Here is a 13512-nt window from a genome sequence, read left to right as displayed (position 1 = left end):
TATTCATCTAACTGTCAACCATTTGTCACGCGGCGTTTCTAAGTAACCCTTCGGGATTCACCCCAATCATCGGGAGTTATCATGAAAACGATTATCAGCTCTGCGCTGGCGCTGGCCCTTACCGGCTCTGCCGCCGTCGCCCAGGACACGCTGCCGCAAGCTTCAAGCCAGTGGTTCAAGGATGGCCAGGCTGCCATTCAGGCGGTTCTCGACCGCCAACCGAACACCAACCGCGCCAAGAACGTGATCCTGCTGATCGCCGACGGCAATGGCGTGGGCACAAACTACGCCACTCGCCTGTTTGACGGTCAGCAAAAAGGCATGATGGGTGAGGAAAACGTTCTTCCCTACGAAACCCCGGAATTCTACAGCGCCCTGGTCAAGACCTATAACATCAACGCCCAGACGCCGGACTCCGCTCCGACAGCCGGCTCGATGAACACCGGTGTGAAACAGCGCTTCAATCTGATCAACCTTGGCGAAAACGCGATCCATGAGGATTGCTCCACGGTTGAAGGCAACGAACTGGCCCTGTTTTCCGAACTGATGACCGACGCCGGCAAGTCCGTTGGCGTCGTCTCCACCGCCCGCATCACCCACGCCACGCCGGCGGCGGTTTACGCCAAGACCGCCAACCGCAACTGGGAAGACAGCGTGCCAGAAGGCTGCACCGCGCAGAAAGACATCGCGACCCAGCTGATCGACGCCCTGGATGCCGGCACCATCGATTTCGCGATGGGCGGCGGCGGACGCTACTTCCTGCCGAAGGACAAGGAAATGGGTGGTCTGAAGGGCCGCCGCGAAGACAATGTCGACCTGGTTGAGCGCGCCACCGGCCTGGGTGCTCAGTTCGCGACCGACACTGCGGGCTTCAACCAACTGAAGCTCGACGGCTCCACTCCGGTTCTGGCGCTCTTCAACGACAGCCACATGGAATATGAAGCCGACCGCGCCGATGATGACGAGCCGTCCCTGGCCGACATGACCAAAGCCGCGATCGAGTATCTCTCCAAGAACGAAAACGGCTACTACCTGGAAATCGAAGCGGGCCGTGTCGACCACGCCAACCACGACGGCAATGCCGCTCGCGTGATGCGGGACGGCGTTGCCTTTGTCGAGGCCGTTGCGCTGGCCGACGAACTGACCAACGATGAAGACACGCTCATCATCGTCACCGCCGACCACGAACACGCAATCGCCTTCAACGGGTATTGCGGCCGTGGCTCCGACATCCTGGGCCTGTGCTACGACGTTGCCAAGAAAGGCATCAAGCACTCCGATGAACTGCTCCTGGCCGACGACGGCAAGCCCTACACCGTGATCGGCTATCTCAACGGCACCGGCTCGGTTCTGAAGAAGGAGGAAGGTGCCAACGACTACACGGGCTCTCGTCCGGAACTGGATCAGGAAACCGCCACCGACCTGGACTACGTTCAGCAGGCCCTGATCCCGAAATCCTCCGAAACCCATTCCGGTGAGGACGTCGCGATCTACGCAAAGGGTCCCTGGGCACATCTGGTCGATGGCACCATCGAACAGAATGTCATCTTCCACATCATGAACCACGCTGCAAACGCTCAGTAAGCGTCCGGCACGGCCTCACCGACAGGTGAACCGGAAAGGCCTGCCACCAGTGCAGGCCTTTCTCTTTCCTGTCACATCCGCCGGATAGACAGGGCCAGGTGAATAGTCCGACACGATGAGGATCCCATGGATCGCAGACAGCTTGTTGCCGGGTTGGGCCTTGCCCCGCTTGCAAGGCTCCTTTTCCCATTGCCCGCCGCTGCGTCCGACAAACCTCTGAAACTGCGCACGCTTTACAACAAGGACCGGAGCTTCTCGGACCTTGCGAAATCGCTGGAGGGGAGCCGGATTTCCGTCGACGGCTATATGGCACCGCCTTTGAAAGCCGACAGCCGGTTTTTCGTCCTTACCAAAATTCCGATGTCCGTTTGCCCGTTCTGCGAGACCGAGGCCGAATGGCCGCGTGACATTCTCGCGATCTACACCAAGCGGACTGTCGAGGTTGTGGCATTCAACCGCAAAATCGTCACCAGTGGCGTTCTTGAACTGGGTACCTTCAAGGATCCGGACACCGGCTTTGTCAGCAGGGTCCGTCTTGTCGACGCCGTCCATGAACGCCCCTGACGGATCGGCATGACCCTCTCCCTGCACGTTGAAGACCTTTCGATCACTGCTCCCGGCGGCCGCGTGCTGCTGACCGCGGGCCGTTTTTTTGCAGCGCCGGGCGAGACAGTCGGCCTGCGCGGTCCTTCAGGCGCGGGCAAGTCCACCTTCCTTTACGCACTGGCCGGCCTGCAGCCGCATATGAGCGGACGCCTGAGCTGGGGCGAGACCGATCTGGTGCGCCTGAATGACGGGGCGAGAGCCGGGTTCCGGCGTCAGCATGTCGGCCTGGTTTTTCAGGATTTTCTCCTGTTCGAGGAACTCAGCGCCCTGGGCAACGCCACCCTGGCAACCGCCTTCGCCCCACCGGCGGCGCGCCGCTCCATCCGGGAAACGGCGGCCGAAGTCCTGTCGAGACTCAAGGTTCCTTCCGGCAGGCGAACCGTGGACAGCTTTTCCGGCGGGGAACGCCAGCGCACCGCCATCGCCCGCGCCCTTGCCCACCGGCCCTCCATCATCCTGGCCGACGAACCGACGGCCAGTCTGGACCGCGACACCGCCGACCTGCTGATAACCGACCTGATCGGGCTCGCACGGACGGAAAAGAAAACCCTGATCGCAGTCAGCCACGACCGGCATCTCCTCGACTGCATGGACCGGGTCATCGACATCGCCGACGGCCGCCTGAAGACGGAGGTGTCTCCTGCCTGACCTGATCTCGGATAGCTGGCGGGACCTTTCGCCCCTCCTCCAGGACATCTTGTGGCTGGTGATGCTGCTGGTGCCGGCCCTTGCCGCCGGCGCCGCCGTGCTGCGCGGCTACCGCCCGCGGGCCCTGGTGGCCGCCCTCTTGTGGCGCTACCGCTGGACCAGCCTGACCTTCATCCTGCTGATCGCGGTTTCCGTCGGTATCGGCGTCGGCCTGATCGCCCAGGAAAGGGGCCTGCGCAAGGGAACGGCCCGGGCCGCGGAAAAATTCGACCTCATCGTCGCCGCACCCGGCAGCGAAATCACCATGATGTTCGCCGCGGTCTATCTGCAGCCGAGCGACGTGCCTCTCCTCAGCGGGGCTGTCTATGACGAAGTCGCCGGACATGAGCAGGTCGACCTCGCCGCCCCGATCGCATTCGGCGACAGCTATCGGGACTCGCCCGTCGTCGGCACCACCGCCGGGTTCGTCGATCATCTGGCCGGAAAACTGGCCGACGGGCGAATGTTCGCCACCAGCACGGAGGCGGTCGCGGGATCCGCCGTGAAGCTTGCCCTCGGCACCGCCATTACCCCGGCACACGGTATTGGCGACAGCGCGGAAGATGACGCGCATGCGGGCCACACGCTCGAGATCGTCGGCAGGATGCCTCCGACGGGAAGCCCGTGGGACAGGGCGATCCTGGTTCCCGTCGAAAGCGTCTGGGAGGTTCACGGGCTGGTCAACGGCCATGCGCCCGGCCGCGAGGCCCAGATCGGCCCGCCCTTCGATCCGGACTATTTTCCCGGAACGCCGGCCATTCTCGTGCGGGCGGAGGCGTTGTGGGCGAATTACGCCCTGCGTTCGCAATTCACCCGGGCGGACACCATGGCGTTTTTCCCCGGCGCCGTGCTGGCACAGCTCCATTCGTTGATGGGCGACATCCGTCAGGTCATGTCCGTCATGGCGGTGCTGACGCAGGTTCTGGTGGCGGCCGGCGTCCTGACCGGACTGATCATCCTCACCCGCCTGTTCGCCCGTCGCCTGGCGCTCCTGAGAGCCCTCGGCGCGCCCCGGCGGTTTGTCTTCGCCGTCGTCTGGTGCTTCGCGGCCACCCTGATCGTCTCCGGTTCCCTGGCCGGACTGGCGGTCGGCCTGGTGGCGGTCGGCGTGATTTCCTCAATCGTCACGGCAAAGACGGATATCCTCGTCACCGCGACCCTGAGTTGGCCGGAATTCCACCTGATCGCGGCCTTTGTCAGCCTCACGGTCCTGCTCGCGCTCCTGCCTGCCTTCATGACCATGTCACGTAATATCATTACAGATCTGCGCGCCTGATCCAATCCAGAGGATTTTTTCATGAAGCACGCAGCAGCCATCCTGTTTTCCTTCCTGTTTTCTCTCGCCGGGCCGGTTTCGGCGGCCGAAGGACACAAGACGCCGGAACCCGTCCATGCGCATCAGGGTGAAGCCCACGATGAGGGACATGATGACGAGGGGCACGAAGGGGGGGAGCATTCCGATCATGAAGGCCACGCCGAAGGCGTTCGCGCCCTTCATGCCTGGATCCGGGCGACCTCCGATAAAACCGCGCTGCTTTTTGTCGAAATCGAAAACACCTCGGACAGGGACATCCTGATTACCGGCGCGGAAACGGATGTGGCCGAGAGCGTCGAACTGGTCGGCTTTCAGTTGAAGGATGGCGAAACGCACTTCATCCCCCTGCCCCCGGTTCCCCTCAAGGCCGGGCAGGAAATGGTGCTGACGCCGAACGGCCTGGCCCTGCGGCTCAACGGCTTGAAACGCTCCTTCGGGAAAGGCGAGGAATTCGAAATCGAGATCGAGTTCGATTTCGGTCATCTCGAAATGCATGCCCAGGTGGAGGACGCCAACGCCACCCGGCACAGCCATGCGGGACATCAGCATTAGGTTACGGGCCCGAAAACAAGCGCGGGAAGCCGGGGGAGCTACCCCCACCCCTAACCCCTCCCCACAAGGGGGAGGGGGATTTTTCTCACAATGTGGAAAGCCGTTTGAAGGTTCTCAGCGACAACTCCGAGCCAAGCGGTATTCCCCTCCCCCTTGTGGGGAGGGGTCAGGGGTGGGGGTTTCCACCAACAAAATCGAACAGGAGCCCCACACCGCCTACCGGTAGAGAAGCGATATCCCCTTGTCGTCGAAGAGATGCAGTTTTTCCGGGGCGGCGGTCAGGCGGATATTGGTGCCCTTGGCAATCTTGTGGATGCCCGGCAGCTTGGCGATCAGGGCGGCCTCGCCGTTCTTGGACATGAAATAGAGCACCGTGGTCTCGCCCAGCGCCTCGACGATATCCACATCGGCCGAAACGAGGAATTCGTCGCTGTCGGTGATCGTCAGGTCTTCCGGCCGCACGCCCAGCCTGACCGCGCTTCCGGCATCGTCGCCCCTGGACGCGATCGGCACGGTCGCGCGGCCACCGTCCGCCATTTGCACCGATGTCGTCTCGCCCGTTGCCGTGACTTTGGCGTCGAGCAGGTTCATCGCCGGTGACCCGATGAACTGGGCGACGAAGGTGTTCGCCGGCCGCTCGTAGAGGTCCAGAGGCGCGCCGACCTGCTCGATATTGCCGCCATGCAGCACCACGATCCGGCTGGCGAGTGTCATCGCCTCCACCTGATCGTGCGTCACATAGACCATCGTGCTTTCCGGCATGCTTTCCTTGAGCTGCGCGATCTCGATCCGGGTCGCCACCCGCAACGCCGCATCGAGGTTCGATAGCGGCTCGTCGAAGAGAAAGACTTTCGGGTTGCGCACGATGGCCCGGCCGATGGCGACACGCTGGCGCTGACCGCCGGAAAGCGCTTTCGGCAGGCGGTCCAGATAAGGCTCGAGCTGCAGGATGCGCGCCGCGTTGGCGATGGCCGCATCGATTTCCGAGCGTGATTTCTTGGCGATCTTCATGCCGAAGGCCATGTTGTCGCGCACCGTCATATGCGGGTAGAGCGCGTAGGTCTGGAACACCATGGCGATGCCGCGCTGTGCCGGCGGCACGTCGTTCATGCGCTCGTGGTCGATCTCCAGGGTTCCCCCGGTGATCGTCTCCAGACCGGCGATCATCCTCAGGAGCGTGGACTTGCCGCAGCCGGACGGGCCGACAAAGACGATCAGTTCGCCCTGGTTGATCTCCAGGTCGATATCCCTGAGGACCTCAACGGAGCCATAGGATTTGCAGACATCTTTCAAAGACAGAGAGGACATGCCGGCTGCTCCCTAAATTGGTTGTTTTTCATTTTATTTCACCGATCCCGCAAGAAGGCCGCGGACGAGATAACGCTGCAGGGCGAAGAACACCGCCAGCGGAACGGCAATCGAGACGAATGCCGCCGTTGCCAGGATTTCCCAGTTGCCGCCTCTTGTGCCGAGCAGTTCGACGATCTGCTTGGTCATGACGGTCGTCTCGCCGGTAGCGTCGATCAGGAACACCATCGCAACGAGCAGATCGTTCCACGTCCACAGGAACTGGAAGATCGCGAAAGAGGCGAGCGCGGGGAAGGACAGCGGAATGATGATCTTGACGAAAATCTGAAAGTCCGTCGCGCCGTCGACCTTGGCGTTTTCGATGATGTCGCGCGGCAGGCCGACCATGTAGTTGCGCAATAGATAGATCGCCAGCGGCAGGCCGAAGCCGGTATGCGCCAGCCAGACGCCCAGATAGCCCTTACCTATCCCCACCGCCAGATGCAGCTTCAAAAGCGGGATCAGGGCCAGTTGCAGCGGCACCACCAGAAGCGCGACAACCGCGGCAATCAGCAGGGCGCGCCCGGGAAACCGCATCCAGGCGAGTGCGTAGGCCGCGAAGGCGGCAATGACAATCGGAATGATGGTCGCCGGGATGACCACCGTCAGCGTGTTGAAGAAGGCCTTGGTCATGCCCTCCCGGTTCGACGGATCGAAAAGCATCTCGCGGTAATTGTCGAGGGTGAATTCGGGGGGCGAGCTTGCGGTCACGAAGACCCGTCCGCCGCGCCGGCCGGAAAATTCCGTCTCATTCACCAGCCGGTAGTCGCCGTTGGCCTCGACCGTCAGGCGCCCGTCCTCGCCCATGTCGGCGGTTTCCCCCGGCGTGTAGGCGGCGATATCCTGGCTCGTGATGCCCCAGGCGGAGATCTCCGCCTGTCTGTCCGCTTCGAAAAGATTGCCCCGGATCACCCAGAGCCCGTCCTCCTGGACCTGCGTATCCGGATTGGCGGTCCGCAAGGTCTCGTTGCGCTCGGACGGCAGCATCGACGCCCACCAGCCGCTTGACGAAATCTGGTCGGCCGTCCGGAACGAGGAAACAAACAGTCCGACGGTCGGAAACAGCCAGAGCGCGACCAGCAACACGACGGAGATTTGCACGGCCCAGGTGAGACCGGATTTGGTACCTGCTATTGACGACATGGTCCGGCCCCCTCAGTTCATCTCTTTGCGTGCGTTGTAGACATTCCAGACCAGGATCGGCAGCACCAGCACCATGATGACGATGGCGCTGGCAGAGCCGACGCCCCAGTCGTTCGCCCGGAAAAGCTTGTCGTACATGTAATTCGCCAGAACCTGCGTCTCCCATTGTCCGTTGGTCATGGCAAAGACGATGTCGAAGACCTTCAGGACGACCAGCGTGATGGTTGTCCATACGACGACGATCGTTCCCATGATCTGCGGAACCTTGATCTTGAAAAAGATCTGGAACGGGTTGGCGCCGTCGAGGATCGCCGCCTCGATCGTCTCTTCGGGAATGCCGCGCAGCGCCGCCGACAGGATGACCATGGCGAAGCCGGTCTGGATCCAGATCAGCACGACCATCAGGAAGAAACTGTTCCAGAACGGAAGGGTCAGCCATGTCTGCGGCGCGCCAAAGGCAAATTCCGCCGACAGTACCGAAAAGACCGACTTTGCGGATAGCCAGATCATCCAGGCAGCTACGAACCCGGCGAACAGGCGTAGCGGCACGGCCCACCAGGAACCGCCGGCCCGCGCGGATTCTCGCCGGATCAGCGGCTTGAGCGCGAGGTAGAAGACATACGCCATGAGAAGCGCGAAGCAGATCACGATGGCGGCCGGCAGCAGGCGGAGAAAGAGGAAGGAACCGGGCCCGCCCTCGAACATCAGCCAGACGGCGTTGAGCACGCCGATCTGATCCTGGTTGGCGGGGCGGGTATCGTAGATGAGCTTGAAAATCACCGCCGCGCCGACAAAAGAGATCGCCATCGGCATGAAGATGAACGACTTGGCGACGTTTCCCCAGGCGATGCGGTCGGTCAGTTGCGCGGAGAGCAGCCCGAACGCGGTCGATATGGCCGGCACGACGATCAGCCAGAGCATGTTGTTGCGCATGGCTTCCCAGAATTTCGGCTCGCTTGCCATCTGGGCATAGTTGTCGAGACCGACAAACGCCCCGTCCAGACTGCGGTCTGTCAACGAAAGCCGCAGGGTCTCGATGACCGGGTACCCCAGATACAGGGCGAGAGCGAAGATCGCCGGAAACAGGAACAACCAGGGACGGATCATGTTGGCGCGGTTGATGTTCCGGCCGATGTGTTTCCCGCGGGCGGGGAACAGAACCTTGTCGAGAAACTGGTTGGACAGGTAGAAATAACCGATGCACCCGCCGACACCGACGATGATGGTGATCAGACCTTGTAATGCCGGATTCATGCTCTCCTCCCCGAGAACGTGCCGCTGTATCGGTCTGCTTTCACGATGACGCCTGAAGTGGATGACGCCTGAAAGTGAAAGACTGACCGGTGCCCCAGGCTTTTTCTGCCTGTTATCGCGAGCACCTTCCGGCACCTTCTGGCGATGCCGGATCTGTCCGGAGTGGAAATCACCCCGGACAGATCGTTTACGTTCGAAGCGGAAATTACTTCAAGGCATCCCAGGACGTCTGGATGCTGTCCGCGACTTCCTGAGCGGGCTTGCCGCCCACATAATCGACCATCCCGGTCCAGAAGGACCCCGCACCGACGCCGCCGGGCATCAGGTCGGAACCGTCGAAGCGGAAGGTGGTTGCGTTAAAGAGAATATCGCCGAGAGCCTTGCGGGTCTCCGTGACATAGACCTCCTTGTTCACACTCTTGAGCGGTGTCAGGAAACCGCCGCCCTCCAGCGACATCCAGAGTTCGTGCGCGATCGGCGTTTCCAGGAACTCGATAAACGCATGCGCTGCCGGGCTGTCCTTGGTGATGGCGAAGAGAGTGCCCGCGCCCAGAACCGGAGACCCGAGATCCTTTTCCGCATAGGCGGGGAAGTAGAAGAAGTCGGCATCAAGTCCCACTTCCGTTCCTTCCGGGAAGAAGGCCGGGATGAAGGAAGCCTGATGGTGCAGGTAACACTGCGGCGGCGATGAGAACATGCCCTTCGGACTATCGCGGAAATCGGTCGAGGCCACAGCGCCGGCGCCACCGGCGACGAAATCGTCGTTGCGGGCGAACCAGCCGAATTCTTCAATGGCGCCAACCACCTTGGGGTCGTTGAACGGCAGCTCGTTGGTCACCCACTGGTCGTAGACGTCGGCCGGCTGGGTGCGCAGCATCATGTCCTCGACCCAGTCGGTTGCCGGCCAGCCCGTTGCGGCACCGGAACCCAGTCCGATGCACCAGGGGGTGCCGCCATCCGCGACGATCTGTTCGGTCAGGGCTTTCAGCTCCTCCATGGTGGAGGGAACTTCGTAGCCAGCGTCCTCGAAATTCTCCGGAACGTACCACACCAGCGATTTCACGTCGGCCTTGTAGGGGAACGCGTAGAAGGTCTTGCTGCCGTCCTTGCCTTTGTAGCTGCCCAGGTCGACCCAGGACTGGCCGGCTGCATAATTGTCCTTCATCCATGCCTCGGCATCGGCGCCGAGCGGTGTCAGGAAACCGCGTTTGGCAAGATCGGCCGCAAGGCCCGGCTGCGGGAAGACGGCGACGTTCGGAGCGGAACCGGCTTCCGCGTCGACGACGATCTGCTGCTCCATGCTGTCGGAGCCGGTGTAGCGGACATCGACATTGGCGGCTTCGCCGAAATAGGCCAGCACCGTGTCGAAAGCATCCTGGTCCGGCCCGAGCCACGGGCCCAGAATGGTGACTTGCTCACCGCCGAGATCGTGGGAATCGGCATAGGCCTGATAGCTGTCCCAGTTGAAGCGTGAATCTTCGCCGGGCGCATACAAAAGATCAGCCGCCGCCGCAGCGTTGATGCCGAAAGCGGCGCCAAGCGCCACACCTGCCGTGCAGGCCATCAAACGTCTTTTCATGTCAATCCTCCCAGATTGTCCTCGTCCCAGGACTTTCAATTTAAAGTGGCACACCTAACCGTCCGGCAGCAATACCCACATGTATGTTCAGGACAAGTATTCTCCCAGTATCGGCCATCCAAACCGCTTTGGATTTCGTTCACACCATGTCGTCACGCTTCGGCCTTGTCAAGCGGACAACTGACGAATTAGTGTTGCATTTCAATAGAAGCCTGTCGGGAGGGGCGCTTTCAAAGCGTTTTGGGCAAGAATGACCAGAGGTGTAAACCTTAAGGAATTGTCGCATCGGTTGAATTTGTCACAGACGACGGTCAGCCGCGCTCTGAACGGCTATCCGGAAGTCAGCGCCGAAACGCGTCGGCGCGTTGCCGAAATGGCGGACAAGCTGGGATACGCGCCGAACAGCCAGGCAAGGCGTCTTGCGACCGGCCGGTCCATGGCGATCGGCCATGTCATACCGCGTTCCATCCATGAAATGATGAACCCGATCTTTCTGGAGTTCATCGCGGGAGCCGGCGAGACCTATTCCAGGCACGGATATGACATGATGCTTTCGGTCGTCGACGACGCCCATGAGGAAGACGCCTACAGGCAGATCGCCTCGCGCAAGAAGGCGGACGGCGTGATCATTCACGGCCCCGCCAATGACGAGCGCCGGCACCTGCTTCTGAAGAAGCTCAATCTGCCGTTCGTCGTGCACGGACGGATCCCGGGCGCTGAGTCAGAAACATCCTGGATCGACATGAACAACCGCCGGGCCTTCGAACGGGCGACCAATCTGCTGCTCGATCTCGGGCACACCCGCATCGCCCTTCTCAACGGTCTGGAACATATGGATTTTGCCCACCGGCGGCGCAGAGGCTTTGAGGACGCTCTGGCAGGACGCGGGCTGTCTCCCGATCCCGCGCTCATGCGCAGCGCCGACATGACCGAACCCTATGGCTGCGAAAATGCGGTGGCGATGCTCAAGGGAGACGATCCACCGACGGCTTTCCTGGTCTCTTCGATGATTTCGGCCATCGGCGTTGCCCGTGGCATCGGTCAATGCGGCCTGAAGGCCGGCAAGGATGTCTCCATCATCACCCACGACGATGCACTCTCCTTCCTGCCCAATTGCGGCGAGGTCCCGATTTTCACCTGCACACGGTCCTCTGTCCGCTATGCGGGAGAGAAAGCGGCCGAACTGCTTCTGGCCATGATTGCCGACCCGGATGCCAAACCGGCATCCCTGCATATGGACGCCGAACTGATCATCGGCCAGTCGACCGGCCCTGTCCCATCCCCACAAAATCAGGCAAGGCCATAAGCTGAATGGACGGTTCGGAAGATGCCGGTCCTGACGCGGCCGCTACGGGGAGCGCGGAGGGGGGCGTGGAATTTTCCTACACATGGGTCAGGCCGCAGGCTTCCAGGACATTGTTCATGGTGGCAAGGCCGGCCAATCTGTGCGCCTTGGCAACATTTGCGGCCTTCGCCGGATCGCCCGCCCGGATCGCGTCATACATCGCCCGGTGATCGTCGGAATTCGCAGCCGGCCCCTTGTTCAGCCGAAGCAGAACCATGTCTGCGCGGAAGACCTGATTGAGCAGGCTGGAAATTGTTTCATCGAGCCGGGCATTTCCACCGCTTCGGGCAATCAGCCGGTGAAAGCGGTCGTCCAGCAACGCCCAGCTTTCCATGTCGTTGTCGGCCAGGGCCTTCTCGGCGGAGATCACCGCCTCTTCGATACCGCCAAGCACCAGGTCGCCGCATTTTTCCTTCGCGGCGGAGCCCGCGGCAAGTGCCTCCAGAACGGAAAGGATCTCGAATACCTCGCAGATGTCCTTTCTCGAAATGGCGAGAACCTTTGCCCCGCGCCGCGGGATGAGCTCAACGAGCCGCTCCGCCTCCAGACGGATCAGAGCCTCGCGCACAGGTGTCCGGCTCATGCCGAGCCGATCGGCAATATCGGGTTCCGGCGCCTGAAAGCCCGGCGGCAGTTCTCCGTTCAGTATATCGGCCTTCAAACGCTCATAAGCTTTGTCGACGCGTGTGGATTTGACTTTCGATGACATTGCGGAAAGCACCCGACTCCTGACCTGTGTCACAGCAGATTGCATTTTCCCGGTACTGAATTCCCCCCAGCCCGGCCGCCCTGTTTTGAGAGCAAATCAATTCAGCCCGGATAATTTTATCGGTTCAATTTTATCCAAAGCATCAATCATGCGGTAAAGGCTCTTTCCCGCGAACCCGCGTACTCAGAGTTTCTCATTGAAATTGCACACGAATATGGCTTTCTGCTGACGGAAAACCATTGTTAAAAATAGCGAGTAAAGCCTCTCGGAAATCGATCTGGCAGGTGCTGTAGCTCCTCACCGGCGAGCGATGAAGTAGTTCTTGCAAATCATTCTTAAAAGCATTATTGTTGCAAATAACTCGCAAAAGCAAATTCAACCGGTCAAGTTTCACAGCCATGTTCAATCGTATTTTCAACGCGCCCCGCACCCGGCTAACCTCCGCGGTTCTCGGCACGCTTGTTTCAGTTCTGCTGGTCTTCTCCTGTCCGCCGTCCGCGCGGGCCGGTCAGTTGAATATCGTCGCGACCACCGGGATGATCGCGGACGCCGCGGCCAAAATCGGTGGCGACAGCGTTGCCGTTCATGCCCTGATGGGCCCGGGCGTCGATCCGCACGCCTACCGCCAGACCCGTTCGGACATCGTGGCGATGACCAAGGCCGACCTGATCCTGTGGCACGGCCTCTTTCTTGAGGCCCAGATGGAGGACTTCTTCCGCAAACTCGGCAAGTCGCGCAATGTCGTCGCGGTCGCCGAGGCCATGCCGGAGGACCAGCTGATTGCCCATGACGTCTATGCCAACAAATACGATCCGCATGTGTGGATGGATCCGGGCCGGTGGCTGTATGTCGCCGAAGCCATCCGCGACGCGCTGATCGAGGCCCAGCCCGAACACAAGGCCGTATTCGAAGCCAACACAGCTGCCTATCTTCAGGAAATCGCCGCATTGGACACTTTCGCGGCCGAGGTTCTGGCAACGGTTCCCAAAGACAACCGGGTGCTGGTGACCGCGCATGACGCCTTCAACTATTTCGGCGACGCCTATGATTTCGACGTCATCGGCATTCAGGGCATCTCGACCCAGAGCGAGGCAGGGTTGCACCGGGTGGCGGAACTGGTCGATCTGCTGGTCGAACGCAAGATCAAGGCGGTCTTCGTGGAATCCTCCGTCTCCGACCGGAGCGTCAGGGCGCTGATCGAAGGCGCGGCGGCCAGGGGACATGAGATTGTCATCGGCGGCTCGCTCTATTCCGACGCGATGGGGGAACCGGAAACCTATGAGGGAACCTATCTCGGCATGATCGATCACAACGTCACCACGATTGCCCGCGCCCTTGGCGGGCAAGCCCCTCAAAAAGGCCGCCTCGGCCAACTGGCAGTAACGATGTGA

At 61.1% G+C, this 13512-nt stretch carries 12 protein-coding genes; 7 read left to right on the top strand and 5 right to left on the bottom strand.

Translation table 11 applies throughout. The features are described 5' to 3' along the window. The first annotated feature begins 81 nt into the window (after nt 1–81). The 5 genes from CLV41_RS23270 (at nt 82) to CLV41_RS23250 (ending at nt 4744) form a co-directional block, all read left to right on the top strand. A complete protein-coding gene (locus CLV41_RS23270; RefSeq protein WP_103224874.1) occupies nt 82–1584 on the top strand; it encodes an alkaline phosphatase in 1503 nt (500 codons plus the stop codon). 126 nt (nt 1585–1710) lie between these two features. Further along, the gene (locus CLV41_RS23265; protein ID WP_103224873.1) at nt 1711–2148 is read left to right on the top strand and encodes a hypothetical protein; all 438 of its coding nucleotides are present in this window, start codon (nt 1711–1713) and stop codon (nt 2146–2148) included. A gap of 9 nt (nt 2149–2157) precedes the next feature. Further along, nucleotides 2158–2838: an ABC transporter ATP-binding protein gene (locus CLV41_RS23260; protein WP_103224872.1), complete on the top strand. Its 681-nt coding sequence runs from the start codon at nt 2158–2160 to the stop codon at nt 2836–2838. 58 nt (nt 2839–2896) lie between these two features. Beyond that, nucleotides 2897–4153, top strand: coding sequence for an ABC transporter permease family protein (locus tag CLV41_RS23255; RefSeq protein WP_235867231.1), 1257 nt, complete (start codon nt 2897–2899; stop codon nt 4151–4153). Nucleotides 4154–4174: 21 nt separating this feature from the next. After that, on the top strand, nt 4175–4744 hold the full coding sequence (locus tag CLV41_RS23250; RefSeq protein WP_103224870.1) for a copper chaperone PCu(A)C: 570 nt from the start codon (nt 4175–4177) through the stop codon (nt 4742–4744). 216 nt (nt 4745–4960) lie between these two features. On the opposite strand, the gene CLV41_RS23245 is transcribed toward CLV41_RS23250, so the two are convergent. The 4 genes from CLV41_RS23245 to CLV41_RS23230 all read right to left on the bottom strand — a co-directional run bounded on the left by CLV41_RS23245 (nt 4961) and on the right by CLV41_RS23230 (nt 10067). Beyond that, a complete protein-coding gene (locus CLV41_RS23245) occupies nt 4961–6052 on the bottom strand; it encodes an ABC transporter ATP-binding protein (protein WP_103224869.1) in 1092 nt (363 codons plus the stop codon). Between the two features lie 33 nt (nt 6053–6085). Continuing rightward, entirely contained in the window at nt 6086–7234 is a 1149-nt protein-coding gene (locus CLV41_RS23240; RefSeq protein WP_103224868.1) for a carbohydrate ABC transporter permease, read from the bottom strand. 12 nt (nt 7235–7246) lie between these two features. Further along, a complete protein-coding gene (locus tag CLV41_RS23235) occupies nt 7247–8488 on the bottom strand; it encodes a carbohydrate ABC transporter permease (RefSeq protein WP_103224867.1) in 1242 nt (413 codons plus the stop codon). Nucleotides 8489–8693: 205 nt separating this feature from the next. Further along, nucleotides 8694–10067, bottom strand: a complete 1374-nt coding sequence (locus CLV41_RS23230; RefSeq protein WP_103224866.1) for an ABC transporter substrate-binding protein — start codon at nt 10065–10067, stop codon at nt 8694–8696. Between the two features lie 250 nt (nt 10068–10317). Between CLV41_RS23230 and CLV41_RS23225 the strand changes: the two genes are divergently transcribed. Beyond that, nucleotides 10318–11373, top strand: coding sequence for a LacI family DNA-binding transcriptional regulator (locus CLV41_RS23225; RefSeq protein WP_103224865.1), 1056 nt, complete (start codon nt 10318–10320; stop codon nt 11371–11373). A 76-nt stretch (nt 11374–11449) separates the two neighbouring features. Here CLV41_RS23225 and CLV41_RS23220 read toward each other — a convergent pair whose 3' ends face one another. Further along, a complete protein-coding gene (locus CLV41_RS23220) occupies nt 11450–12121 on the bottom strand; it encodes a GntR family transcriptional regulator (protein WP_170107298.1) in 672 nt (223 codons plus the stop codon). Between the two features lie 398 nt (nt 12122–12519). Here CLV41_RS23220 and CLV41_RS23215 point away from each other — a divergent pair, with 398 nt between their 5' ends. Further along, a complete protein-coding gene (locus CLV41_RS23215) occupies nt 12520–13512 on the top strand; it encodes a metal ABC transporter solute-binding protein, Zn/Mn family (RefSeq protein ID WP_103224863.1) in 993 nt (330 codons plus the stop codon).

The sequence above is a fragment of the Roseibium marinum genome, assembly GCF_002906165.1.
GTDB classification, from domain to species: domain Bacteria; phylum Pseudomonadota; class Alphaproteobacteria; order Rhizobiales; family Stappiaceae; genus Roseibium; species Roseibium marinum.
Note: the sequence above shows the minus strand (reverse complement) of the source record. Positions and strands in the feature narration are given on the sequence as shown.

Bases quoted from the DNA above. Each gene is read 5' to 3' on its own strand.
- CLV41_RS23215 (WP_103224863.1), top strand. From the start codon at position 12,520: ATGTTCAATCGTATTTTCAACGCGCCCCGCACCCGGCTAACCTCCGCG.
- CLV41_RS23225 (WP_103224865.1), top strand. From the start codon at position 10,318: ATGACCAGAGGTGTAAACCTTAAGGAATTGTCGCATCGGTTGAATTTG.
- CLV41_RS23260 (WP_103224872.1), top strand. From the start codon at position 2,158: ATGACCCTCTCCCTGCACGTTGAAGACCTTTCGATCACTGCTCCCGGC.
- CLV41_RS23270 (WP_103224874.1), top strand. From the start codon at position 82: ATGAAAACGATTATCAGCTCTGCGCTGGCGCTGGCCCTTACCGGCTCT.
- CLV41_RS23230 (WP_103224866.1), bottom strand. From the start codon at position 10,067: ATGAAAAGACGTTTGATGGCCTGCACGGCAGGTGTGGCGCTTGGCGCC.
- CLV41_RS23250 (WP_103224870.1), top strand. From the start codon at position 4,175: ATGAAGCACGCAGCAGCCATCCTGTTTTCCTTCCTGTTTTCTCTCGCC.
- CLV41_RS23265 (WP_103224873.1), top strand. From the start codon at position 1,711: ATGGATCGCAGACAGCTTGTTGCCGGGTTGGGCCTTGCCCCGCTTGCA.
- CLV41_RS23245 (WP_103224869.1), bottom strand. From the start codon at position 6,052: ATGTCCTCTCTGTCTTTGAAAGATGTCTGCAAATCCTATGGCTCCGTT.
- CLV41_RS23240 (WP_103224868.1), bottom strand. From the start codon at position 7,234: ATGTCGTCAATAGCAGGTACCAAATCCGGTCTCACCTGGGCCGTGCAA.
- CLV41_RS23235 (WP_103224867.1), bottom strand. From the start codon at position 8,488: ATGAATCCGGCATTACAAGGTCTGATCACCATCATCGTCGGTGTCGGC.
- CLV41_RS23220 (WP_170107298.1), bottom strand. From the start codon at position 12,121: ATGTCATCGAAAGTCAAATCCACACGCGTCGACAAAGCTTATGAGCGT.